The following is a 20,574-nucleotide window of genomic DNA, read 5'->3' as shown; positions in this document are numbered from 1 at the left end:
TCTCAGAATCACCCATATGCAGAACGGGCCCGCCCCGGAAGGGGGCGGGCCCGTTCAGAGCCGTTCAAGCAAGCGTGATCCCGGGGGATCAGGCCTCCTTGGTCTCCTCGGCGGGGGTCTCGACGGCCTCCGCCTCCTTGACCGCGCGCTTGGTGGCGGCCTCGGCCTCACCGGTGGCCTGCTGGGCGACCGTGAGGGCCTCGACCAGCTCGATCACGGCCATCGGGGCGTTGTCGCCACGACGGTTGCCGATCTTGGTGATGCGCGTGTAACCACCGGGGCGGTTCTCGTAGCGCGGGGCGATCTCGGTGAAGAGCGTGTGCACGATGCTCTTGTCCGTGATCGTCTGCAGCACCAGGCGACGGTTGTGGATGTCGCCCTTCTTGGCCTTGGTGACCAGACGCTCGGCGTAGGGACGCAGGCGGCGGGCCTTGGCCTCGGTGGTGGTGATGCGGCCGTGCTCGAAGAGCGCCTTCGCGAGGTTCGCGAGGAGGTGCTTCTCGTGCGCGGCGGAGCCGCCCAGGCGGGCACCCTTTGCGGGACGCGGCATTGTTACTCCTTCAAATCTGCACCGGCCGTGTCAGGTACCGGAGTCAGTTCCCTCAAGCGGTCGCGAGAGGGTGGGTGCGGGGGGCGTGAGCCCCCCGCAAGCTTTCTCAGTACTGCTCGGTCTCGACGAAACCGGCGTCCGCGTCGTCGTCGGCGCCGAAGGCGTCGGCGGCGGCGGTCGGGTCGAATCCGGGCGGGCTGTCCTTGAGGGCCAGGCCCATGCCGGCCAGCTTCGCCTTGACCTCGTCGATCGACTTCGCACCGAAGTTGCGGATGTCGAGCAGGTCGGCCTCGGAGCGGGCCACGAGCTCACCCACGGAGTGGATGCCCTCGCGCTTGAGGCAGTTGTACGACCGAACGGTGAGCTCGAGCTCCTCGATCGGCAGCGCCAGGTCGGCGGCCAGGGCGGCGTCCGTCGGGGACGGGCCCATGTCGATGCCCTCGGCGTCGATGTTGAGCTCGCGGGCCAGACCGAACAGCTCGACCAGGGTCTTTCCGGCGGACGCCATGGCGTCGCGCGGGCGCATGGCCTGCTTGGTCTCGACGTCGACGATCAGCTTGTCGAAGTCGGTGCGCTGCTCGACTCGGGTCGCCTCGACCTTGTAGGTGACCTTGAGGACCGGGCTGTAGATGGAGTCGACCGGGATGCGGCCGATCTCCTGGCCCAGCTGCTTGTTCTGGACGGCGGAGACGTAGCCGCGACCGCGCTCGACGGTCAGCTCCATCTCCAGCTTGCCCTTGCCGTTGAGCGTGGCGAGGACCAGGTCCGGGTTGTGCACCTCGACACCGGCCGGGGGCGCGATGTCGGCGGCGGTGACCAGGCCGGGACCCTGCTTGCGCAGGTACATCACGACCGGCTCGTCGTGCTCCGAGGAGACGACCAGCTGCTTGATGTTCAGGATGATGTCCGTGACGTCTTCCTTGACACCCGGCACGGTGGTGAACTCGTGCAGGACGCCGTCCACGCGGATGCTGGTGACAGCGGCACCCGGGATGGAGGACAGAAGGGTACGGCGCAGGGAGTTGCCGAGGGTGTAACCGAAGCCCGGCTCCAGGGGCTCGATCACGAACCGCGAGCGGTACTCGTCTACGACCTCTTCGGTCAGCGACGGACGCTGAGCGATAAGCATGTCTGTGTTCCTTCATTCGTGGACGCCCACTATTTGACGCCCGACGGGGGCCGTACCGGGGTGACCCGGGTACGGCTACTGCAAGGGTACGGGCGGTACGTCCCCCGAAGGGGTCGTACCGCCCGGACACTCAAGAACGCAACTGTGCGTCCGCTGCGTCAGACGCGGCGGCGCTTCGGCGGGCGGCAGCCGTTGTGCGGGGTGGGGGTGACGTCCTGGATCGAGCCGACCTCGAGGCCGGTGGCCTGGAGGGAGCGGATCGCGGTCTCGCGGCCGGAGCCCGGACCCTTGACGAAGACGTCAACCTTGCGCATGCCGTGCTCCTGCGCGCGGCGGGCGGCCGACTCGGCGGCCATCTGCGCGGCGAAGGGGGTGGACTTGCGCGAGCCCTTGAAGCCGACGTGGCCGGCGGAGGCCCAGGAGATCACGTTGCCGGACGGGTCCGTGATCGAAACGATGGTGTTGTTGAACGTGCTCTTGATGTGGGCGTGCCCGTGAGCGACGTTCTTCTTTTCCTTGCGGCGCACCTTCTTGGCAGCGCCCTGACGACCCTTGGGGGGCATCTAAATCTCCTACGGGAGGTGGTCGGTCCTACAGCGCAAGACCGCTGAACAGGACTACTTCTTGCCCGGCTTCTTCTTACCGGCGATCGCGCGACGCGGGCCCTTGCGGGTACGCGCGTTCGTGCTGGTGCGCTGGCCGTGCACCGGGAGGCCGCGACGGTGGCGGATACCCTGGTAGCACTGGATCTCGATCTTGCGGCGAATGTCGCCCTGGATCTCGCGGCGGAGGTCACCCTCGGTACGGAGGTTGGCGTCCACGTACTCGCGGATCTTGACGAGGTCCTCTTCGGCCAGGTCACGAACGCGGGTGTTCGGGTTCACGCCGGTGGAGGCGAGGATCTCCTTGGACCGGGTGCGCCCGATACCGAAGACGTAGGTGAGTGCGATCTCCACACGCTTTTCGCGCGGGATGTCAACACCGGAAACGCGTGCCATTCAATGGCTCCTGTGTGTTCGGGGGTCTTCCACAGAACCGATCCCGACCGCCGACCACCCGAGTGGGCGATGGTACGTCCGGGTCCCCGGCCCCCGCCGGAGGTGCCGCCGGCCCTTGCGGGGCTGGGCGGGTTCTGCGTATGTACGTTTTCTTACGTCGCGCGAAGAACTGCGTTAAGGCAGGTCGGTCGGCGTGCGTCAGCCCTGGCGCTGCTTGTGGCGCAGGTTGTCGCAGATGACCATGACCCGGCCGTGACGGCGGATCACCTTGCACTTGTCGCAGATCTTCTTGACGCTCGGCTTGACCTTCATGTTGGTGAGGTTCTCCGGGTCAGTGCCACCACCCGCACCGGGACGGACGCCCAGGCAGGAGTGAGAGCAAGATCTACTTGTATCGGTAGACGATCCGGCCACGCGTCAGGTCGTACGGAGACAGCTCCACAACGACCCGGTCATCGGGCAGGATGCGGATGTAGTGCATGCGCATCTTCCCGCTGATGTGCGCGAGGACCTTGTGACCGTTCTGGAGTTCCACCTTGAACATGGCGTTCGGGAGGGACTCGATCACGGTGCCCTCGATTTCGATGGCACCTTGCTTCTTGGCCACGCTTCGCCTTTCGAATCGGCTACCTTGATCGGCTCCGTGCGCCATGCAGACATGGAAGTGCACGAGAGCCGACGAGTCAGTCTACGTCAGGGCACCCAGAAAGACGAATCCGGAAAGTTTGCCCCAGAGTCTAGATCATTAACCGAGGGGGTCCGGGGCCGTGGTGACCCCGTACTCCGCCAGCTTCGCCTTGCCGCAGTCCGGGCTGGTCAGGACGATCGGACCGGCCTCCGTCAGCGCGATGGAGTGCTCCCAGTGCGAGGACCAGGTGCCGTCCGTCGTGATGACCGTCCAGTCGTCGGAGAGGACCTCCGTCTGGGCGGTGCCCAGGGAGACCATGGGCTCGATCGCCAGGCAGACGCCCGGAACCAGCTTGATCCCCTTGCCCCGCTTGCGCGAGACGTAGTTCAGCAGGTGCGGGTCCATGTGCATCTCGGACCCGATGCCGTGGCCGCCGTAGTCCTCGATGATCCCGAACTTGCCGAGGCTGTGCTCACCGGTGGAGGGGCGGGGCTGGCGCTTGATGTACGTCTCGATCGCCTTGGAGATGTCCACGAGGCGGTTGCCCAGCTTCATGGCGGCGATGCCGGCCCACATGGACTCCTCGGTGACCCGGGACAGCTCCACCAGCTCCGGAGCGTGACCGGTGCCCACGAAGGCCGTGTACGCGGCGTCCCCGTGCCAGCCGTCCACGATCGCGCCGGCGTCGATCGAGATGATGTCGCCGTCCTTGAGGACGGTCTTGTCGTCCGGGATGCCGTGGACGACGACCTCGTTCACCGAGGTACAGATCGTCGCGGGGAAGCCGCCGTAGCCGAGGAAGTTCGACTTCGCCCCGGCGTCCGCGATGACCTTGCGGGCCACCATGTCCAGATCCCGCGTGGTGGCGCCCGGCACGGCCGCCTCACGCGTCGCCGCATGGATCGCGGCGACGACCAGCCCCGCCTCGCGCATCTTCGCGATCTGCTCGGGGGTCTTGATCTGCACCATAGGGGCGTGCCTTCCAGCTTCGAAACGGGTCTTCTCAACAGTACGGCCGCGATGCCCTGGGGACACCGCGGCCGTACCTGTACTACTGGGGACTACTTCTGCAGGGCGTCCATGGCGCGCTTCGTGACGTCCGCGACCTCACCGAGGGCCGGGATGGTCACCAGCAGGCCCTGGGCCTTGTAGTAGTCGATGATCGGCTCGGTCTGCGTGTGGTAGACCTCCAGCCGGTTGCGCACCGTGGCCTCGGAGTCGTCACCGCGCTGGTAGAGCTCGCCACCGCAGTGGTCGCAGACGCCCTCGGTCTTCGGGGCGGCGTACACCACGTGGAAGACGTGCGCGGACTCGTTGCGGCAGACGCGGCGGCCGGCGATGCGCTTGACGACCTCGTCCTCCTCGACCTCCAGGTCGAGGACGGCGTCGAGCTTCATGCCCGACTCCTGCAGCATCACGTCGAGGGCCTCGGCCTGGGAGACGTTGCGCGGGAAGCCGTCGAGCAGGAAGCCGCCGGCGGCGTCGGACTGCTCCATCCGGTCCTTCGCCATGCCGATGGTGATCTCGTCCGGGACGAGGTCGCCCGCGTCCATGAACGCCTTGGCGCGCAGGCCCAGCTCGGTGCCCTGGCTGATGTTGGCCCGGAACAGGTCGCCCGTGGAGATGTGCGGGATCGACAGGTTCTTGGCAAGGAACGCGGCCTGCGTGCCCTTGCCCGCACCGGGCGGTCCGACGAGGACGATTCGCATCAGCGGAGGAACCCTTCGTAGTTACGCTGCTGGAGCTGGCTCTCGATCTGCTTCACGGTTTCCAGACCCACACCCACGATGATGAGGATGCTCGTCCCGCCGAACGGGAAGTTCTGGTTCGCTCCGAAGCCGGCCAACGCCATCGTCGGCACAAGAGCGATGAGACCCAGGTACAGCGACCCCGGCCAGGTGATCCGGTTGAGCACGTAGCTCAGGTACTCGGCGGTGGGTCGACCGGCGCGGATACCGGGGATGAACCCACCATACTTCTTCATGTTGTCTGCAACTTCCTCGGGGTTGAACGAGATCGCCACGTAGAAGAACGCGAAGAAGACGATCAGGAGGAAGTAGACAGCGATGTAGTACGGGTGGTCGCCCTTGACGAAGTGCTTCTGGATCCAGGTGGCCCAGCCCGCGGTGGACCCGCTGAACTGCACGACCAGTGCCGGGATGTAGAGCAGCGACGAGGCGAAGATGACGGGGATGATGCCCGCCTGGTTCACCTTGAGCGGGATGTAGGTGGAGGTACCGCCGTAGGCACGGCGGCCGATCATGCGCTTCGCGTACTGGACCGGGATCCGGCGCTGCGCCTGCTCGACGAAGACCACCAGGCCGACCATCGCGAGGCCGACCAGCATGACGACGCCGAACTCGACCCAGCCGTCAGCGATCTTGCCCTGGAGCTTGATCTGCCACAGGGCGCCGATGAAGCCGGCGGCGATCGAGATGAACATGAGGATCGACATGCCGTTGCCGATGCCGCGGTCGGTGATGAGCTCACCGAGCCACATGACGACGCAGGTACCGGCGGTCATGGTGATCACCATGACGACCGTGGTGAAGATCGACCGGTCGGGAACGATCTGGCTGGCGACCTGGCACCCCTGGAACAGGGCGCCCGTCCGGGCGGTGGCGACGAGGCCGGTGCCCTGGAGGATCGCGAGCGCGACCGTCAGATAGCGCGTGTACTGAGTGATCTTCGCCGTGCCGGACTGGCCCTCTTTTTTGAGGGTCTCCAGCTTCGGGATGACCACGGTCAGCAGCTGCAGAATGATGCTCGCCGTGATGTACGGCATGATGCCGAGCGCAAAGATCGTGATCTGCAGCAGCGCGCCACCGCTGAACATGTTGACGAGGCCGAACAGACCATTGCTGCTTCCGGCCTGTTCAACGCAGATCTGTACGTTCTTGTAGCTCACGCCGGGAACGGGGACATGTGACCCGAGCCGGAACAGCACGATGATGCCGAGCGTGAAGAGCAGCTTCTTGCGCAGGTCGGGCGTCTTGAACGCCCGGGCGAACGCGGTGAGCACGGTGCCTCCTGCGACCCCCGCGCTACTGCGTCAGAGGTGACGGTCTGAGGGATCGACGTATACGACAAAGCAATGGTGCACGCCACCTTACCGGCGAGTGTGCCCCCCGTGGAACGACCAACCGGGGATGCCCCATATGTGAGGCATCCCCGGTCGGGTTTTGAGCTATTCAGCCACTGAAATCGTCTTAGACGAGCTCGGTGACAGTGCCGCCGGCAGCGGCAATCTTCTCCTTGGCGGAGGCGGAAACGGCGTCAACCGAAACCTGCAGCGCCACGGAGAGCTCGCCCTGGCCCAGGACCTTGACGAGGCTGTTCTTGCGAACCGCGCCCTTGGCGACCAGGTCGGCCACCGTGACTTCTCCACCCTCGGGGTAGAGAGCGCCGAGCTTGTCCAGGTTCACGACCTGGAACTCGGTGCGGAACGGGTTCTTGAAGCCCTTGAGCTTCGGCAGGCGCATGTGGAGGGGCATCTGCCCACCCTCGAAGCGCTGCGGGATCTGGTAACGGGCCTTCTGGCCCTTCGTACCACGACCGGCCGTCTTACCCTTCGACGCCTCACCACGACCGACACGGGTCTTCGCGGTCTTGGCGCCGGGGGCGGGACGGAGGTTGTGGGCCTTCAGCGGGCTGTTCTCAGCCATGATTAGTCAACCTCCTCAACCGTCACGAGGTGGCGGACGGTGTGCACCATTCCGCGGAACTCGGGGCGGTCCTCCTTGACGACGACGTCGTTCAGGCGCTTGAGCCCGAGCGAACGCAGCGTGTCGCGGTGGTTCTGCTTGCTGCCGATGTACGACTTCGTCTGCGTGATCTTGAGGCGGGCCATCAGACACCCGCCCCGGCACGTGCACGAAGGAGAGCCGCGGGGGCGACGTCCTCGAGGGGCAGACCACGGCGAGCCGCGATCTCCTCGGGACGCTGCAGGCCCTTGAGGGCCGCCACGGTCGCGTGCACGATGTTGATCGCGTTGTCGGAGCCCAGGGACTTCGACAGGATGTCGTGAACGCCGGCGCACTCCAGAACGGCGCGCACCGGGCCACCGGCGATAACACCGGTACCGGGGGAAGCAGGCTTCAGCAGGACAACGCCGGCCGCCTTCTCGCCCTGGATCGGGTGCGGGATGGTGCCCTGGATGCGGGGAACCTTGAAGAAGTTCTTCTTGGCTTCCTCGACGCCCTTGGCGATGGCCGCGGGAACTTCCTTGGCCTTGCCGTAACCGACACCTACCGTGCCGTCACCGTCACCCACCACGACGAGCGCGGTGAAGCTGAAGCGACGACCACCCTTGACAACCTTGGCGACACGGTTGATCGCGACAACGCGCTCAACGTAAGCGGTCTTCTCGGCGGCAGCGCCACCGTCGCGACCCTTCCGGTCCCGCCGCTCGCCGCCACCGGCACCGCTTCCGCGGCGCTGGGGTCCAGCCATTGGATTACCTCTCTCTGTTACGTCCGTGAGTCCCGGAACCGGGGCTTAGAACTTCAGCCCGGCTTCGCGGGCGGCGTCAGCCAGAGCGGCAATGCGCCCGGCGTATCGGTTGCCACCGCGGTCAAAGACGACGGTCTCGACACCCGCGGCCTTGGCACGCTCGGCGACGAGCGCGCCGACGGCCTGGGCCTGGGCGCTCTTGTCGCCTTCGCCACCGCGGATCGAAGCGTCCAGGGTCGACGCCGACGCCAGGGTGTGACCCTGGAGGTCGTCGATGACCTGAGCAACGATGTTGCGGTTGGAACGCGTCACGACGAGGCGCGGACGCTCCGCCGTACCCGAGACGTTCTTGCGGATGCGGATGTGGCGGCGAGCCTTGGCAGCGCGCTTGTACGCGTCGCCCTTGGCGATCTTCACACCGTATGCCATGGCTACTTACCAGCCTTTCCGACCTTGCGGCGGATGACCTCGCCGGCGTACTTGACACCCTTGGCCTTGTACGGGTCGGGCTTCCGCAGCTTGCGGATGTTGGCGGCGACCTCGCCGACCTTCTGCTTGTCGATGCCCTCGACCGAGAACTTGGTCGGCGACTCGACCTTGAAGGAGATGCCCTCGGGCGCCTCCACCAGGATCGGGTGGCTGTAGCCGAGCTGGAACTCCAGGTTGGAGCCCTTCGCGGCCACGCGGTAACCGACACCGCTGATCTCGAGAGCCTTGACGTATCCCGTGGTCACACCGGTGATCATGTTCGCCACCAGCGTGCGGGACAGGCCGTGCAGGGCCTTGTTCTGACGCTCGTCGTTCGGACGGGTGACGTTCAGAACGCCGTCCTCGTCCTTGACAACTGCGATGGGCGCCTTAACGGTGTGCGCGAGGGAACCCTTGGGGCCCTTCACGTTGACCGTCTGGCCATCGATGGTGACGTCCACACCGGCGGGAACCTGGATGGGGAGCTTGCCGATTCGCGACATTGCTTTTCCTCCGTTCCCGACTACCAGACGTAGGCGAGGACTTCCCCACCTACGCCCTTCTTGCCTGCCTGCTGGCCGGTCAGGAGACCGTGGGACGTGGAGATGATCGCCACGCCCAGGCCGCCAAGGACCTTCGGCAGGTTGGTGGACTTCGCGTACACGCGCAGACCGGGCTTCGAGATCCGCTTGATGCCCGCGATGGAGCGCTCACGGTTCGGCCCGAACTTCAGCTCAAGGACGAGGTTCTTGCCGACCTCGGCGTCCTCGACCTTCCAGCCGGTGATGAAACCCTCCTGCTTGAGGATCTCCGCGATGTGCGACTTGATCTTGCTGTGCGGCATCACGACGGTGTCGTGGTACGCCGAGTTAGCGTTACGCAGACGGGTCAGCATGTCTGCGATCGGGTCAGTCATGGTCATGAAGTGGCCTTCGGCCTCTCTCGCCGGGGTTTCCTGTATGCGCCATCCCTCTCCCCACTCAGTGGCGGGACGGGTGCGGTGCGGGGACCTACGGCGTAGTAAGTCGATAGGGCGGCGGACGCCCAACCACACAAGCCTAAGGCATGCGCGGCTGGGCACCCACCGTCCAGATGCTTACCGAGAGTGCCTGGTGACGCCCAAGTCCTTGCGGACGAGGGTGTTTACCAGGAGCTCTTGGTCACGCCCGGCAGCTCGCCACGGTGAGCCATCTCACGGAGGCACACGCGGCAGAGGCCGAACTTGCGGTACACGGAGTGGGGACGACCGCAGCGCTGGCAGCGGGTGTACGCACGCACACCGAACTTGGGCTTGCGGGCAGCCTTCGCGATGAGAGCCTTCTTCGCCATCTCGCTTACGCCTCCTTGAAGGGGAAGCCGAGGTGACGAAGGAGCGCGCGGCCCTCAGCGTCGTTGGTCGCCGTGGTGACCACGGTGATGTCCATACCCCGGGTACGGTCGATCTTGTCCTGGTCGATCTCGTGGAACATGACCTGCTCCGTGAGACCGAAGGTGTAGTTGCCACGGCCGTCGAACTGCTTCGGCGACAGACCACGGAAGTCACGGATACGCGGCAGCGCGAGCGACAGCGTACGGTCCAGGAACTCCCACATGCGGTCACCACGGAGGGTGACGTGGCAGCCGATCGGCTGACCCTCGCGCAGCTTGAACTGCGCGATGGACTTGCGGGCCTTCGTGACGGCCGGCTTCTGACCGGTGATCGTCGTCAGGTCGCGGATGGCGCCGTCGATCAGCTTGGAGTCGCGGGCGGCGTCGCCCACACCCATGTTGACCACGATCTTCACGAGGCCGGGGATCTGCATGACGTTCTCGTAGGAGAACTCCTCACGCAGCTTGCCCGCGATGTCCTCGCGGTACTTCGTCTTGAGACGCGGAGTGGTAGCCATCAGATGTCCTCACCCGTCCGCTTGGCAACGCGGATCTTGTTGCCCTCGTCGTCGAAGCGGTAGCCGACGCGGGTGACGACCTTCTTGCCGTCCTTCTCCACAACCAGCTGAACGTTGCTGACGTGGACCGGGGCCTCGGTGATCACAATGCCACCGGCCTGGTTCTGCGCAGCCTTGGTGTGCTTCTTGACCCGGTTGACACCCTCGACGAGGACGCGGTTGTCGGCGGGGAAGGCGACGATGACCTTGCCCTGCTTGCCCTTGTCCTTACCGGTGATGACCTGAACCAGGTCGCCCTTCTTGATCTTCATGCTTACAGCACCTCCGGCGCGAGCGAGATGATCTTCATGAACTTCTTCTCGCGCAGCTCACGGCCCACCGGGCCGAAGATACGGGTGCCGCGAGGGTCGCCGTCGTTCTTCAGAATGACGGCGGCATTCTCGTCAAAGCGGATGTACGAGCCGTCCTGGCGGCGACGCTCCTTGACGGTGCGAACGATGACCGCCTTGACGACGTCACCCTTCTTCACGTTGCCACCGGGGATCGCGTCCTTGACGGTGGCGACGATGACGTCACCGATGCCCGCGTAGCGGCGACCGGAACCACCGAGAACACGGATGCAAAGGATTTCCTTGGCACCAGTGTTGTCGGCGATACGCAGTCGCGACTCCTGCTGGATCACGTGTATCTCCTGTTTGTCTGCCGGTTCCCGGCGGGGGCTTCACTCCGGAGAGCGTCGCCCCCACCGAGCCTGGCGGAACGAACCTGAGGGAAACCCCTCAGGTGCTTACTTGGCCTTCTCGAGGATCTCGACGATGCGCCAGCGCTTGCTCGCCGACAGCGGACGCGTCTCCATGATGAGGACGCGGTCGCCGACGCCGGCAGCGTTCTGCTCGTCGTGCGCCTTGAGCTTGTTCGTACGGCGGATGACCTTGCCGTACAGGGCGTGCTTGACGCGGTCCTCGACGGCGACGACGACGGTCTTGTCCATCTTGTCGCTGACGACCAGACCCTCACGGGTCTTGCGGAAGCCGCGGTCGGTCTTCTCAGTCACGTTGTTCTCGCTCATCAGGCGCTCTCCACCGTCTCGATACCGAGCTCACGCTCGTGCATCAGGGTGTAGATGCGAGCGATGTCCTTACGGACGGACTTGAGCCGGCCGTTGTTCTCCAGCTGACCCGTGGCCGCCTGGAAGCGGAGCTTGAACAGCTCCTCCTTGGCCTCGCGCAGCTTGCCAACGAGCTCCTCGTTGCCGAGCTCACGCAGCTCGGACGCCTTGGTTCCCGTCGCCATCACGACTCACCTGCCTCGCGCCGAACAATCCGGCACTTCATCGGAAGCTTGTGAGCAGCGCGGGTGAGCGCCTCACGAGCAATCTTCTCGTTCGGGTAGGACAGCTCGAACATGACCCGGCCCGGGTGCACGTTGGCGATCCACCACTCGGGAGAACCCTTACCGGAACCCATGCGGGTCTCGGCGGGCTTCTTCGTGAGCGGGCGGTCCGGGTAGATGTTGATCCAGACCTTGCCGCCACGCTTGATGTGGCGGGTCATCGCGATACGAGCCGCCTCGATCTGGCGGTTCGTCACGTACGCCGGGGTCAGCGCCTGGATGCCGTACTCGCCGAACGAGACCTCAGTACCGCCCTTGGCCATACCGCGGCGCTTCGGGTGGTGCTGCTTGCGGTGCTTGACCCTACGAGGGATCAGCATGTCGGTCAGGCCTCCGTTCCGGTGCTCTCAGCCGGAGCGGCGGCGGGAGCGTCGGCCTTGGGGGCCTCGGCACCAGCAGCCTGCTGCGGCTTGCGGCCACCACGGCCGCCGCGCTCGCCACCACGGCCACCACGGCCGGCGGGACGGTCGCCAGCGCCGGCACCACGGGCCGGGCGGTTACCCGCACGGGCCGCAGCGTTCTCGGCGCGAACCTCGGCGATGTTCTTGACGTCGCCCTTGTAGATCCAGACCTTCACACCGATACGGCCGAAGGTGGTCTTGGCCTCGAAGAAGCCGTAGTCCACGTTCGCGCGCAGCGTGTGCAGCGGCACACGACCCTCGCGGTAGAACTCGGAGCGGGACATCTCGGCGCCGCCGAGGCGGCCGCCGCACTGGATCTTGATGCCCTTGGCGCCGGCCTTCATCGTGCCCTGCATGCTCTTGCGCATGGCACGACGGAAGGAGACGCGGGAGGAGAGCTGCTCGGCAACGGCCTGGGCAACGAGCTGAGCGTCGAGCTCGGGGTTCTTGACCTCGAGGATGTTCAGCTGGACCTGCTTGCCCGTGAGCTTCTCGAGGTCACCGCGGATGCGGTCGGCCTCGGCGCCACGGCGGCCGATGACGATGCCCGGACGAGCGGTGTGGATGTCCACACGCACGCGGTCACGGGTGCGCTCGATCTCAACCTTCGAGATGCCGGCGCGCTCCATGCCGGACGTCATCATCCGACGGATGGCGACGTCTTCCTTGACGTAGTCCTTGTACAGCTTGTCGGCGTACCAACGCGACTTGAAGTCGGTGGTGATGCCGAGCCGGAACCCGTGCGGGTTTACCTTCTGGCCCATTACCGGGAACCTTCCTTGCTGCTGACGACCACGGTGATGTGGCTGGTCCGCTTGCGGATCCGGTAGGCACGGCCCTGCGCACGCGGACGGAACCGCTTCAGGGTCGGGCCCTCGTCCACGAACGCCTCGCTGATGACCAGCGTGGAGGCGTCCGGGTGGTTGTAGTTGTGTGCGGCATTGGCAATGGCGCTGTCCAGCACCTTGCCAACCGGCACGCTCGCGGCCTGCGGGGCGAAACGCAGGACCGCCTGAGCCTCCGTGGCATCCATGCCACGGATAAGGTCCACCACTCGGCGGGCCTTCATGGGCGTGACGCGGATGTACCGCGCCTGGGCCCTGGCTTCCATGGTTGTCCCTTCGGTGTAAGTCATAGTCGTAACCACCCCGCCTTTAGCGGCGCTTCGACTTCCGGTCGTCCTTGACGTGGCCGCGGAAGGTGCGAGTCGGCGAGAACTCGCCGAGCTTGTGGCCGACCATCGACTCGGTGACGAACACCGGGACGTGGGTCTTGCCGTTGTGCACCGCGATGGTGTGACCCAGCATGCTGGGGATGATCATCGAGCGACGGGACCAGGTCTTGATGACGTTCTTGGTGCCGGCTTCGTTCTGGACGTCCACCTTCTTTACGAGGTGGTCGTCGACGAAGGGCCCCTTCTTGAGACTGCGCGGCATCTAAACCCGCTCCTAGCGCTTCTTGTTCGTCTTGCGGCGGCGGACGATGTACTTGCTCGAAGCCTTCTTCGGCGAGCGAGTACGACCCTCCTTCTGACCCCACGGGGAGACCGGGTGGCGACCACCACTGGTCTTGCCCTCACCACCACCGTGCGGGTGGTCAACCGGGTTCATCGCGACACCGCGGACGGAGGGGCGAACGCCCTTCCAGCGCATGCGGCCGGCCTTGCCCCAGTTGATGTTCGACTGCTCGGCGTTGCCGACCTCACCGACGGTGGCGCGGCAGCGCGCGTCGACGAGACGGATCTCGCCCGACGGCATACGAAGGTGGGCCATCGTGCCCTCCTTCGCCAGCAGCTGCACGGAGGCACCGGCCGAGCGCGCGAACTTGGCGCCGCCACCGGGACGGAGCTCGATCGCGTGGATCGTGGTACCGACCGGGATGTTGCGGAGCGCAAGGTTGTTGCCGGGCTTGATGTCGGCCGTGGGGCCGTTCTCAATCCGGTCGCCCTGCTTCAGAGCCTTCGGCGCGATGATGTAGCGCTTCTCGCCGTCCGCGTAGTGCAGGAGCGCGATGCGCGCGGTGCGGTTGGGGTCGTACTCGATGTGCGCGACCTTGGCCGGCACGCCGTCCTTGTCGTGACGACGGAAGTCGATCACGCGGTAGGCGCGCTTGTGTCCACCACCCTGGTGGCGAACGGTGATCCGACCGGTGTTGTTACGGCCGCCCTTGCTGTGCAGGGGGCGAACCAGCGACTTCTCCGGCGTGGACCGCGTGATCTCGACAAAGTCGGCGACGCTGGAGCCACGACGGCCCGGGGTCGTCGGCTTGTACTTGCGGATACCCATTTCTCAGTCCTCGTCCGATTCCGGACGACTAGACCTCCGTTAGGAGGCCTGGCCGCCGAAGATGTCGATTCGGTCGCCCTCAGCGAGGGTCACGATGGCGCGCTTGGTGTCAGCGCGCTTGCCGAAACCGGTCTTGGTGCGCTTGCGCTTACCCTGACGGTTGATCGTGTTGACCCCGGTGACCTTGACCCCGAAGACCGCTTCCACGGCCTGCTTGATCTGGGTCTTGTTGGAGCCAGGCGCGACGATGAACGTGTACTTGTTCTCGTCCAGCAGTGCGTAGCTCTTCTCCGAGACAACCGGCTTGATCAGCAGGTCGCGCGGGTCGGTGAAGGTCTTGCTGGTAACGGTCGCCTCAGACATCAGGCGTCGCTCCCTTCGGTCTCATCGGCCTTGGGGCCAGACACGAAGGACTCGAGCGCGGCCTGGGTGAAGACCACGTCGTCAGAGACGATCACGTCGTACGTGTTCAGCTGGCCCGGCTCCAGGATGTGAACCTGGGGCAGGTTGCGGGCGGACAGCCACGCGGCCTCGTCGGCACGCTCGACGACCAGGAGCAGGTTCTTGCGCTCCGAGATCTTGCCGAACAGCGTCTTGGCGGCCTTCGTGGAGGCGGCACCCTCGACCACGCCGGTGACGACGTGGATGCGGGAGTGACGCGCACGGTCCGAGAGGGCACCGCGGAGGGCGGCGGCCTTCATCTTCTTGGGGGTCCGCTGCGAGTAGTCACGCGGCTGCGGGCCGTGGACGACGCCACCGCCGGCGAACTGCGGAGCGCGGGTCGAACCCTGACGGGCGCGGCCGGTGCCCTTCTGGCGGTACGGCTTGCGGCCACCACCACGGACTTCGCCACGGGTCTTGGTCTTGTGCGTGCCCTGACGGGCAGCAGCCAGCTGAGCGACAACGACCTGGTGGATCAGCGGAACGCTGGTCTTGGCGTCGAAGATCTCCGCGGGGAGCTCGACGGTACCGGCCTTGTCGCCTGCCGGCGAAAGGATGTCAATGGTGCTCATTACCTCAAGCCCCCTTGGCCGCGGTACGGACCAGGACGAGGCCGCCGTTCGGACCGGGGACTGCGCCCTTGATGAGGAGCAGACCCTTCTCCGCGTCAACCGCGTGGATGGTCAGGTTCTGGGTGGTGACGCGCTCGTTACCCATGCGACCGGCCATGCGCATGCCCTTGAAGACACGCCCAGGGGTGGCGCAGCCACCGATCGAACCGGGGGAGCGGTGCTTGCGCTGCACACCGTGACCGGCGCCGAGGCCCCGGAAGTTGTGCCGCTTCATGACACCGGCGAAGCCCTTGCCCTTGCTGTTGCCCGTGACGTCAACCTTGACGCCGGACTCGAACACCTCAGCAGTGATCTCCTGGCCGAGCGTGTACTCGCTGGCGTCGGAGGTGCGGAGCTCCACCAGGTGGCGGCGGGGGGTCACGTCGGCCTTGGCGAAGTGGCCCTTGAGGGGCTTGTTCACCTTGCGCGGGTCGATCTCGCCGAAGGCGATCTGGACCGACTCGTAGCCGTCGATGTCGTTCGTACGGACCTGGGTAACGACGCAGGGTCCGGCCTTGACCACGGTCACCGGGACGACACGGTTGTTCTCGTCCCAGACCTGGGTCATGCCGAGCTTCTCGCCCAGGACGCCCTTGATCTGCTTTGCCATCTTCTCGACGCCTCTCAGAGCTTGATCTCGATGTCAACGCCGGCCGGAAGGTCCAGGCGCATCAGCGAGTCAACGGTCTTGGGGGTCGGGTCGAGGATGTCGATCAGGCGCTTGTGCGTGCGCATCTCGAAGTGCTCGCGCGAGTCCTTGTACTTGTGCGGCGACTTGATGACGCAGTACACGTTCTTCTCAGTGGGCAGCGGCACCGGGCCCGCGACCGACGCACCAGTGCGCGTCACCGTCTCGACGATCTTCTTCGCCGAGGAATCGATGACCTCGTGGTCGTAGGCCTTGAGCCGGATGCGGATCTTCTGTCCCGCCATGGCTACTCCGTAGTCCTGTCTCTGTGTGGAAACGCTCTGGCTCCCGGTCGGCTGCGGGACGGGGTCCCGCTGCCTCTCCTCCGACCCACGCGGTCGGGCGTGTCGCACTCCCTCCACAGAAAATTCCCATACGGAAATTCCCTCGTCCAAGGGGGTGCGGTCCCAAGACCGCGCTTCGGGGGAGAAACACCCACCGAGTGCCTGGTGTGCACCGTGCTGACACTTCCCAGAAGATTCCCGTACGTCCGTCCCCATTGCTGCCCCGAGGGGCAGATTAAGGACGACGAGTACTGTGGGACTCGCTTCCGGTCCTCCCGGCGGGAGGCGCGCAGCATCGGCACTCAGCCGAGCAACTTGAACAGTCTGCCATACGAGACACGTACCTGGCCAATCGGGCGGAAGAGAATACCCCGCCACGCTGAGTGGTCAAACTGCGCCGCGCCCTGTGCCCGGCGGGGCCCCTCCCCCGGCGGCGTCAGGTCCGCGAGACCGTTCCGCAGCCCTCCTTCTCGGGCTGTTCCAGGGCCTGGCTGCGGTCGTACGGGTCCCTGGGCGGCCCCGTCGGCTCGGGGCCGTCGGTCGGGGCGTCCTGGAACATCGGATGCAGGTACCCGTCGTGGACGAAGCACTCCGAGTTCGCGATGTCGTACTGGTAGGGCCCGACCTGCATCATCCCCGCCTCGACCCGCCACTTGCGGGGGTCGGCGAAGGTGAACTCCATCTGCCTGCGCACGATGGTGCGGCTGACCTCCTCGGCACCGCTCTTCGCCTGGACCAGCGGGTAGACGAAGGTGTAGTCGGTCATGACGTCGATCTGGCCCGGGCTCGCGCCGGGCTCGACCGTCATCCGGCCGCGCACCTTCACCACGTCGCCGGCGAGGCGCACCTGTGCCGGGTCGGCGCGGGTGAACACCTGGAGCGGGTCCGCGTCCCGGCCCGGGCGGGCCAGGGCCCCTTCCAGCCGGTCCACCATCTCCCGCTGGCCGGGGTCGATCATCTGCAGGGCCGCGGTGGGGCGCTCGCCGCGCAGCGTCGCCGGGTCCAGGTTGGCGAGCACCAGGAACTGCTTCGTCCGCTCCAGCCCCTGGGCGACCAGCTCGCGGCTGACCCCGTTCACTGCGGTGGCCTCCGGTATCTCGATGCCGGCGGCGCCGTCCGCCCACTGGAGGGCCGGGGAGCCCCGGAAGGGCTCCTTCAGGGTCGGGCGGTCCGGGTCCAGCGAGGGCGGCGGGGCGGTGGGGCGCTCGGTCTCCGGTGCCAGTGGGCCGGCCTTCGCGGCCTCCTCACGGGCTGCGGTCTTGCCGGTGAGCCGGTCGATCACCAGCTCGGGTCGTACGGCGATCAGCGCGAGCCCCGCGATGCCGAGGACGGCCAGGACGGCTCCCAGCCTGCCCGGGCGGCGGCGCTGCCGCGGTGCGGGGCCGGTGCGCCAGCCGGGCGGCTCCTGGCCCTGCGTGGAGCGCAGCCGCGCGGTGACCATGCGCGCCCGGGCCGAGGGCTCCTTCGGCGCGTCCCCCGCCCCCTGGGCGGCCTGCTCCATGAACCGCGCCCACTCCTCGTCGGAGACGCCCGGTCTGTCGTGGTGGTCGTTCTTCCCCATGCCCTGTCCTCCCCTTGTCTGCCCGACATGCGTGAGGGGCCCCGCACCTTTCGGTGCGGAGCCCCCTCACCTGCGCAAAGGTGTGTTCACACGCTCAGCGGAAGTACCCCGTGATGTCCGCGATGAGGTCCACGGATCCCGAGTTGTTGTAGAAGCTGACCTTGCCGTCCACCACGGGCACGACCACCAGGTTGGGGATGGTCAGGCCGGGGGTGAAGTTCAGGTTCGAGGCGCTCGTACGGGTCGTGCCGCTCGGGAAGACCGACACGAAGCTGGCCTCGGTCGGGTTCGTCGCGGTCACGTTCAGCGCCACGGCCTTGATCCCGGTGGCCGGGATGCCGCCGATGCCCGCCACGGGCAGGGTGACGACGCTGCCGCCGGTGACCGGGCCCTGGCGGACGCCGGTGCCCGTGCGGGTGTCCATCAGGCGCTTCGGGCCGAAGTTCGCGTGCGTGGCGCCCGTGTCGCTGTCGGAGAAGTAGCCGGTGATGTCCGCGATCAGGTCGACGGTGCCCTGGTTGTTGTAGAAGCTGACCTTGCCGTCCACGACCGGCACGACGACCAGGTTGGGGATCGTCTGGCCCGGGGTGAAGTTCAGGTTCGACGCGCTGGAGCGGGTCGTGCCGCTCGGGTACACCGACACGAAGCTCGGCTGCGTCGGGTTCGTCGCCGTCACGTTCAGCACCACGGCCTTGACGCCGGTGGCCGGGATGCCGTCGACGCCCGCCACGGGCAGGGTGACCACGCCGCCGGTGCCGACCGGGGCGGCCGGGACGCCGGCGCCCGTGCGGGTGTCCATCAGGCGCTTCGGGCCGAAGTTGGTCTGCGTGGCGCCGTCACCGGTGGAGGTGAAGTAGCCGGTGATGTCCGCGATCAGGTCGACGGTGCCCTGGTTGTTGTAGAAGCTGACGCTCCCGTTGATGACCGGCACGACCACCAGGTTGGGGATCGTCCGGCCCGGGGTGAAGTTCAGGTTCGACGCGCTGGAGCGGGTCGTGCCGCTCGGGTACACCGACACGAAGCTCGGCTGCGTCGGGTTCGTCGCCGTCACGTTCAGCACCACCGCGGTGGGCGTGCCGCCGGTGGCCGCGGCCACCGGCAGGGTGACCACTTCGCCGCTGCCGACGGGGCCCTTGCGGACGCCGAGGCCCTCGCGGGTGTCCATCAACCGCTTCGGGGTCAGGGGGACGAACTTGGCGCCCTTGACGTCCGCTTCGACGGTGACCGCGAGGCTCGTGGAGACCTTGCCGTTCGCGGCGGTCGCCCGGACCCGGACCTCGTGCTTGCCGTCGGTCACGACCGCGGTCGCCTTGCGGCCCGCGCCGTCGGTCACCGCGGCGGCCTCACCGTCCACGAGGAGCTCGAACTTGGCCAGCCGGCCGGTGGCCGTGCTGGTGGTCCAGTCGACGGTGAGGGCGGCGCCGCTCGGGAGGGTGGCGCCCGGCGCCGCCGTCGCGCCGTTCACCGAGGCGATCTTCAGCTGGGCCGCGGGGCCCGTCTGGCGGAGCGCCTCCAGCTGCGGGTAGAGCGAGTTGCCCGGGCACTGGGTGTTGAAGCCGTCGCGGTGACCCGAGAGCGACTTGAACTGGTACTGCTGCCCCTTGGTGAAGGAGGTGCCGAAGTAGTTCTTCTGCGTGTCGCCCGCGGTCAGCGTCGCGGTGCCGTTCATGTCTCCGTCGTACTGGCCCAGCTTGTACGCCGCGGCCTTGGAGATGCCTTCGAGCGCGGCGGCGGAGGCGCCGCCGTTCGTGTAGTCGCCGAGGACGGAGACGCTGGTCGACTCGGCGTTCCAGCCGTAGGTGTGGGCGCCTTGGACAGGCTGGTCCACGCCGCCCTGGCGGCCCTCGAAGAGGGTGCCGCACTTGTCGACGAGGAAGTTGTAGCCGAGGTCGCGCCAGCCGTTGGTCTTCACGTGGTAGACGTGCAGACCCCGGACGATGGCCGCGGACTCGGAGCACTCGTAGGGCGCGGTGGCCGCCGTGTGGTGGACGAAGACGGCCTTGATCTTCGCGCCGGGCAGGTAGATCGGTCCCTCGTTGTTCAGGGACTCGTCGGCGCCCCACTGCACGCGGGAGACCACGTCCGGCCGCGGGGCGGTGGATTCCGGTCCCGGCGTCGTCGGCGCGGGGTCGACGGCGGGGAGGGAGAAGGCGGCCGGGCCGAGGCCCAGGTCGTTCTTCTTCTTGGCCTGGGCGGCGCCGGCGCCCGGGTCCACCAGGTTCAGCTCCATGCCGGCGGGCAGTGCGCCGCCCCCGGTCACCCGTACCTCGGCGCCGTCGGACGGGCCGACCCAGACCGGTTCGGTGGCGCCGCGCAGGCCCGGGCGCTTGCCGTCGAGGCCGGACTCGGCCTGCTCCAGCACGACCCACTTCGACCACTTTCCGCTGTCGGCGTCACGGGTGCGGGCCTCGATCTTGCCCGTCACCTCCGCCTCGGGGTCGGTCCAGGAGACGCCGAGGAGCCCGAACGGCTCGGTGTCCTGCTGGGAGAGGACGGCCTCGCCCCTGCCCTTGGGCTTGAGGGCGAGCTTGTGCACCTCCCCCTCGACCGGTCCCTTCTCGCGGGCGCGGGCGCTGTAGGGCGACACCTCGCCCTCGTCGGAGCCGCCCGTGCCGTTCGCGACGCCCTGTATGCCCAGGACCGCCACGACGCCGAGCGCGGCGGCCAGAGCCGTCCCGCGCGCACGACCTAGTTTCAAGTTGTCCCCAACCCCTATAGAGAACCCGCCAGGTGAGAGCACTGGCCGACGGGATCTTACTGGCCGGGATGACGGCCGATCAGGGCGGGACGGGGGGTGCGG

The 20,574-nt window shown here is 66.9% G+C and carries 32 protein-coding genes; all 32 read right to left on the bottom strand.

Annotation, left to right across the window (positions count from 1 at the left end):
• Positions 1-88: 88 nt before the first annotated feature.
• Positions 89-550, bottom strand: coding sequence for a 50S ribosomal protein L17 (gene rplQ / locus E6U81_RS09785; RefSeq protein ID WP_030154710.1), 462 nt, complete (start codon positions 548-550; stop codon positions 89-91).
• A gap of 106 nt (positions 551-656) precedes the next feature.
• On the bottom strand, positions 657-1,679 hold the full coding sequence (locus E6U81_RS09780; protein ID WP_007265920.1) for a DNA-directed RNA polymerase subunit alpha: 1,023 nt from the start codon (positions 1,677-1,679) through the stop codon (positions 657-659).
• Between the two features lie 158 nt (positions 1,680-1,837).
• On the bottom strand, positions 1,838-2,242 hold the full coding sequence (gene rpsK, locus E6U81_RS09775; RefSeq protein ID WP_003956432.1) for a 30S ribosomal protein S11: 405 nt from the start codon (positions 2,240-2,242) through the stop codon (positions 1,838-1,840).
• Between the two features lie 54 nt (positions 2,243-2,296).
• Positions 2,297-2,677, bottom strand: a complete 381-nt coding sequence (gene rpsM / locus E6U81_RS09770; RefSeq protein ID WP_007265919.1) for a 30S ribosomal protein S13 — start codon at positions 2,675-2,677, stop codon at positions 2,297-2,299.
• A 198-nt stretch (positions 2,678-2,875) separates the two neighbouring features.
• The gene (gene rpmJ, locus E6U81_RS09765; protein WP_003956441.1) at positions 2,876-2,989 is read right to left on the bottom strand and encodes a 50S ribosomal protein L36; all 114 of its coding nucleotides are present in this window, start codon (positions 2,987-2,989) and stop codon (positions 2,876-2,878) included.
• A gap of 73 nt (positions 2,990-3,062) precedes the next feature.
• Positions 3,063-3,284 (bottom strand): translation initiation factor IF-1, encoded by a 222-nt coding sequence (infA, locus tag E6U81_RS09760; protein ID WP_003956442.1) that lies wholly within the window; start codon positions 3,282-3,284, stop codon positions 3,063-3,065.
• A 138-nt stretch (positions 3,285-3,422) separates the two neighbouring features.
• Positions 3,423-4,274, bottom strand: coding sequence for a type I methionyl aminopeptidase (map, locus tag E6U81_RS09755; RefSeq protein ID WP_030653658.1), 852 nt, complete (start codon positions 4,272-4,274; stop codon positions 3,423-3,425).
• A 92-nt stretch (positions 4,275-4,366) separates the two neighbouring features.
• Positions 4,367-5,014: an adenylate kinase gene (locus E6U81_RS09750; protein ID WP_136229682.1), complete on the bottom strand. Its 648-nt coding sequence runs from the start codon at positions 5,012-5,014 to the stop codon at positions 4,367-4,369.
• Positions 5,014-6,327 carry a preprotein translocase subunit SecY gene (gene secY, locus E6U81_RS09745; RefSeq protein WP_136229681.1) on the bottom strand — a complete coding sequence of 438 codons (1,314 nt, stop codon included), beginning with the start codon at positions 6,325-6,327 and terminating at the stop codon, positions 5,014-5,016. Before secY ends, E6U81_RS09750 begins: the two co-directional genes overlap by 1 nt.
• A 187-nt stretch (positions 6,328-6,514) precedes the next feature.
• Entirely contained in the window at positions 6,515-6,970 is a 456-nt protein-coding gene (gene rplO / locus E6U81_RS09740; protein WP_008739693.1) for a 50S ribosomal protein L15, read from the bottom strand.
• A gap of 2 nt (positions 6,971-6,972) precedes the next feature.
• A complete protein-coding gene (rpmD, locus tag E6U81_RS09735; protein ID WP_005313525.1) occupies positions 6,973-7,155 on the bottom strand; it encodes a 50S ribosomal protein L30 in 183 nt (60 codons plus the stop codon).
• Positions 7,155-7,757: a 30S ribosomal protein S5 gene (gene rpsE / locus E6U81_RS09730; protein WP_046779243.1), complete on the bottom strand. Its 603-nt coding sequence runs from the start codon at positions 7,755-7,757 to the stop codon at positions 7,155-7,157. The genes rpmD and rpsE overlap by 1 nt, the downstream gene beginning before the upstream one ends.
• Before the next feature lie 45 nt (positions 7,758-7,802).
• The gene (gene rplR, locus E6U81_RS09725; protein ID WP_030026334.1) at positions 7,803-8,186 is read right to left on the bottom strand and encodes a 50S ribosomal protein L18; all 384 of its coding nucleotides are present in this window, start codon (positions 8,184-8,186) and stop codon (positions 7,803-7,805) included.
• A gap of 2 nt (positions 8,187-8,188) precedes the next feature.
• Positions 8,189-8,728, bottom strand: coding sequence for a 50S ribosomal protein L6 (rplF, locus tag E6U81_RS09720; RefSeq protein ID WP_030653648.1), 540 nt, complete (start codon positions 8,726-8,728; stop codon positions 8,189-8,191).
• A 20-nt stretch (positions 8,729-8,748) separates the two neighbouring features.
• Positions 8,749-9,147 carry a 30S ribosomal protein S8 gene (gene rpsH / locus E6U81_RS09715; RefSeq protein WP_007265911.1) on the bottom strand — a complete coding sequence of 133 codons (399 nt, stop codon included), beginning with the start codon at positions 9,145-9,147 and terminating at the stop codon, positions 8,749-8,751.
• A 221-nt stretch (positions 9,148-9,368) separates the two neighbouring features.
• Positions 9,369-9,554, bottom strand: a complete 186-nt coding sequence (locus E6U81_RS09705) for a type Z 30S ribosomal protein S14 (RefSeq protein ID WP_003956452.1) — start codon at positions 9,552-9,554, stop codon at positions 9,369-9,371.
• A gap of 5 nt (positions 9,555-9,559) precedes the next feature.
• A complete protein-coding gene (rplE, locus tag E6U81_RS09700) occupies positions 9,560-10,111 on the bottom strand; it encodes a 50S ribosomal protein L5 (RefSeq protein ID WP_030154702.1) in 552 nt (183 codons plus the stop codon).
• Entirely contained in the window at positions 10,111-10,422 is a 312-nt protein-coding gene (rplX, locus tag E6U81_RS09695; RefSeq protein ID WP_030008468.1) for a 50S ribosomal protein L24, read from the bottom strand. Before rplX ends, rplE begins: the two co-directional genes overlap by 1 nt.
• Positions 10,423-10,424: 2 nt before the next feature.
• Positions 10,425-10,793: a 50S ribosomal protein L14 gene (gene rplN / locus E6U81_RS09690; protein WP_008739701.1), complete on the bottom strand. Its 369-nt coding sequence runs from the start codon at positions 10,791-10,793 to the stop codon at positions 10,425-10,427.
• A 105-nt stretch (positions 10,794-10,898) separates the two neighbouring features.
• Entirely contained in the window at positions 10,899-11,180 is a 282-nt protein-coding gene (rpsQ, locus tag E6U81_RS09685; RefSeq protein WP_136229680.1) for a 30S ribosomal protein S17, read from the bottom strand.
• Positions 11,180-11,404: a 50S ribosomal protein L29 gene (gene rpmC / locus E6U81_RS09680; RefSeq protein WP_008739703.1), complete on the bottom strand. Its 225-nt coding sequence runs from the start codon at positions 11,402-11,404 to the stop codon at positions 11,180-11,182. The genes rpsQ and rpmC overlap by 1 nt, the downstream gene beginning before the upstream one ends.
• The gene (gene rplP, locus E6U81_RS09675; RefSeq protein ID WP_030026326.1) at positions 11,404-11,823 is read right to left on the bottom strand and encodes a 50S ribosomal protein L16; all 420 of its coding nucleotides are present in this window, start codon (positions 11,821-11,823) and stop codon (positions 11,404-11,406) included. Before rplP ends, rpmC begins: the two co-directional genes overlap by 1 nt.
• Before the next feature lie 5 nt (positions 11,824-11,828).
• Complete coding sequence (rpsC, locus tag E6U81_RS09670; protein ID WP_007265905.1) at positions 11,829-12,668, bottom strand: 30S ribosomal protein S3; 840 nt, start codon at positions 12,666-12,668, stop codon at positions 11,829-11,831.
• Positions 12,668-13,015, bottom strand: a complete 348-nt coding sequence (gene rplV, locus E6U81_RS09665) for a 50S ribosomal protein L22 (protein WP_037792011.1) — start codon at positions 13,013-13,015, stop codon at positions 12,668-12,670. Before rplV ends, rpsC begins: the two co-directional genes overlap by 1 nt.
• Before the next feature lie 43 nt (positions 13,016-13,058).
• Complete coding sequence (gene rpsS, locus E6U81_RS09660) at positions 13,059-13,340, bottom strand: 30S ribosomal protein S19 (RefSeq protein ID WP_008739713.1); 282 nt, start codon at positions 13,338-13,340, stop codon at positions 13,059-13,061.
• 12 nt (positions 13,341-13,352) lie between these two features.
• Positions 13,353-14,189 carry a 50S ribosomal protein L2 gene (rplB, locus tag E6U81_RS09655; protein WP_008739715.1) on the bottom strand — a complete coding sequence of 279 codons (837 nt, stop codon included), beginning with the start codon at positions 14,187-14,189 and terminating at the stop codon, positions 13,353-13,355.
• Positions 14,190-14,228: 39 nt separating this feature from the next.
• A complete protein-coding gene (rplW, locus tag E6U81_RS09650) occupies positions 14,229-14,552 on the bottom strand; it encodes a 50S ribosomal protein L23 (RefSeq protein ID WP_030154694.1) in 324 nt (107 codons plus the stop codon).
• A complete protein-coding gene (rplD, locus tag E6U81_RS09645; RefSeq protein ID WP_136229679.1) occupies positions 14,552-15,202 on the bottom strand; it encodes a 50S ribosomal protein L4 in 651 nt (216 codons plus the stop codon). The genes rplW and rplD overlap by 1 nt, the downstream gene beginning before the upstream one ends.
• A 4-nt stretch (positions 15,203-15,206) precedes the next feature.
• Complete coding sequence (gene rplC, locus E6U81_RS09640; RefSeq protein ID WP_007265899.1) at positions 15,207-15,851, bottom strand: 50S ribosomal protein L3; 645 nt, start codon at positions 15,849-15,851, stop codon at positions 15,207-15,209.
• Positions 15,852-15,865: 14 nt separating this feature from the next.
• Entirely contained in the window at positions 15,866-16,174 is a 309-nt protein-coding gene (gene rpsJ, locus E6U81_RS09635) for a 30S ribosomal protein S10 (protein WP_003948644.1), read from the bottom strand.
• A gap of 475 nt (positions 16,175-16,649) precedes the next feature.
• Entirely contained in the window at positions 16,650-17,774 is a 1,125-nt protein-coding gene (locus tag E6U81_RS09630) for a hypothetical protein (protein WP_136229678.1), read from the bottom strand.
• Positions 17,775-17,868: 94 nt separating this feature from the next.
• Positions 17,869-20,472 carry a peptidoglycan recognition protein gene (locus E6U81_RS09625; protein ID WP_136229677.1) on the bottom strand — a complete coding sequence of 868 codons (2,604 nt, stop codon included), beginning with the start codon at positions 20,470-20,472 and terminating at the stop codon, positions 17,869-17,871.
• Positions 20,473-20,574 lie beyond the last annotated feature (102 nt).

This window comes from Streptomyces sp. A0592, assembly GCF_004795115.1.
In the GTDB taxonomy this organism is placed as follows: Bacteria; Actinomycetota; Actinomycetes; order Streptomycetales; family Streptomycetaceae; genus Streptomyces; species Streptomyces erythrochromogenes.
This window is presented reverse-complemented; position numbering and strand designations above follow the sequence as displayed.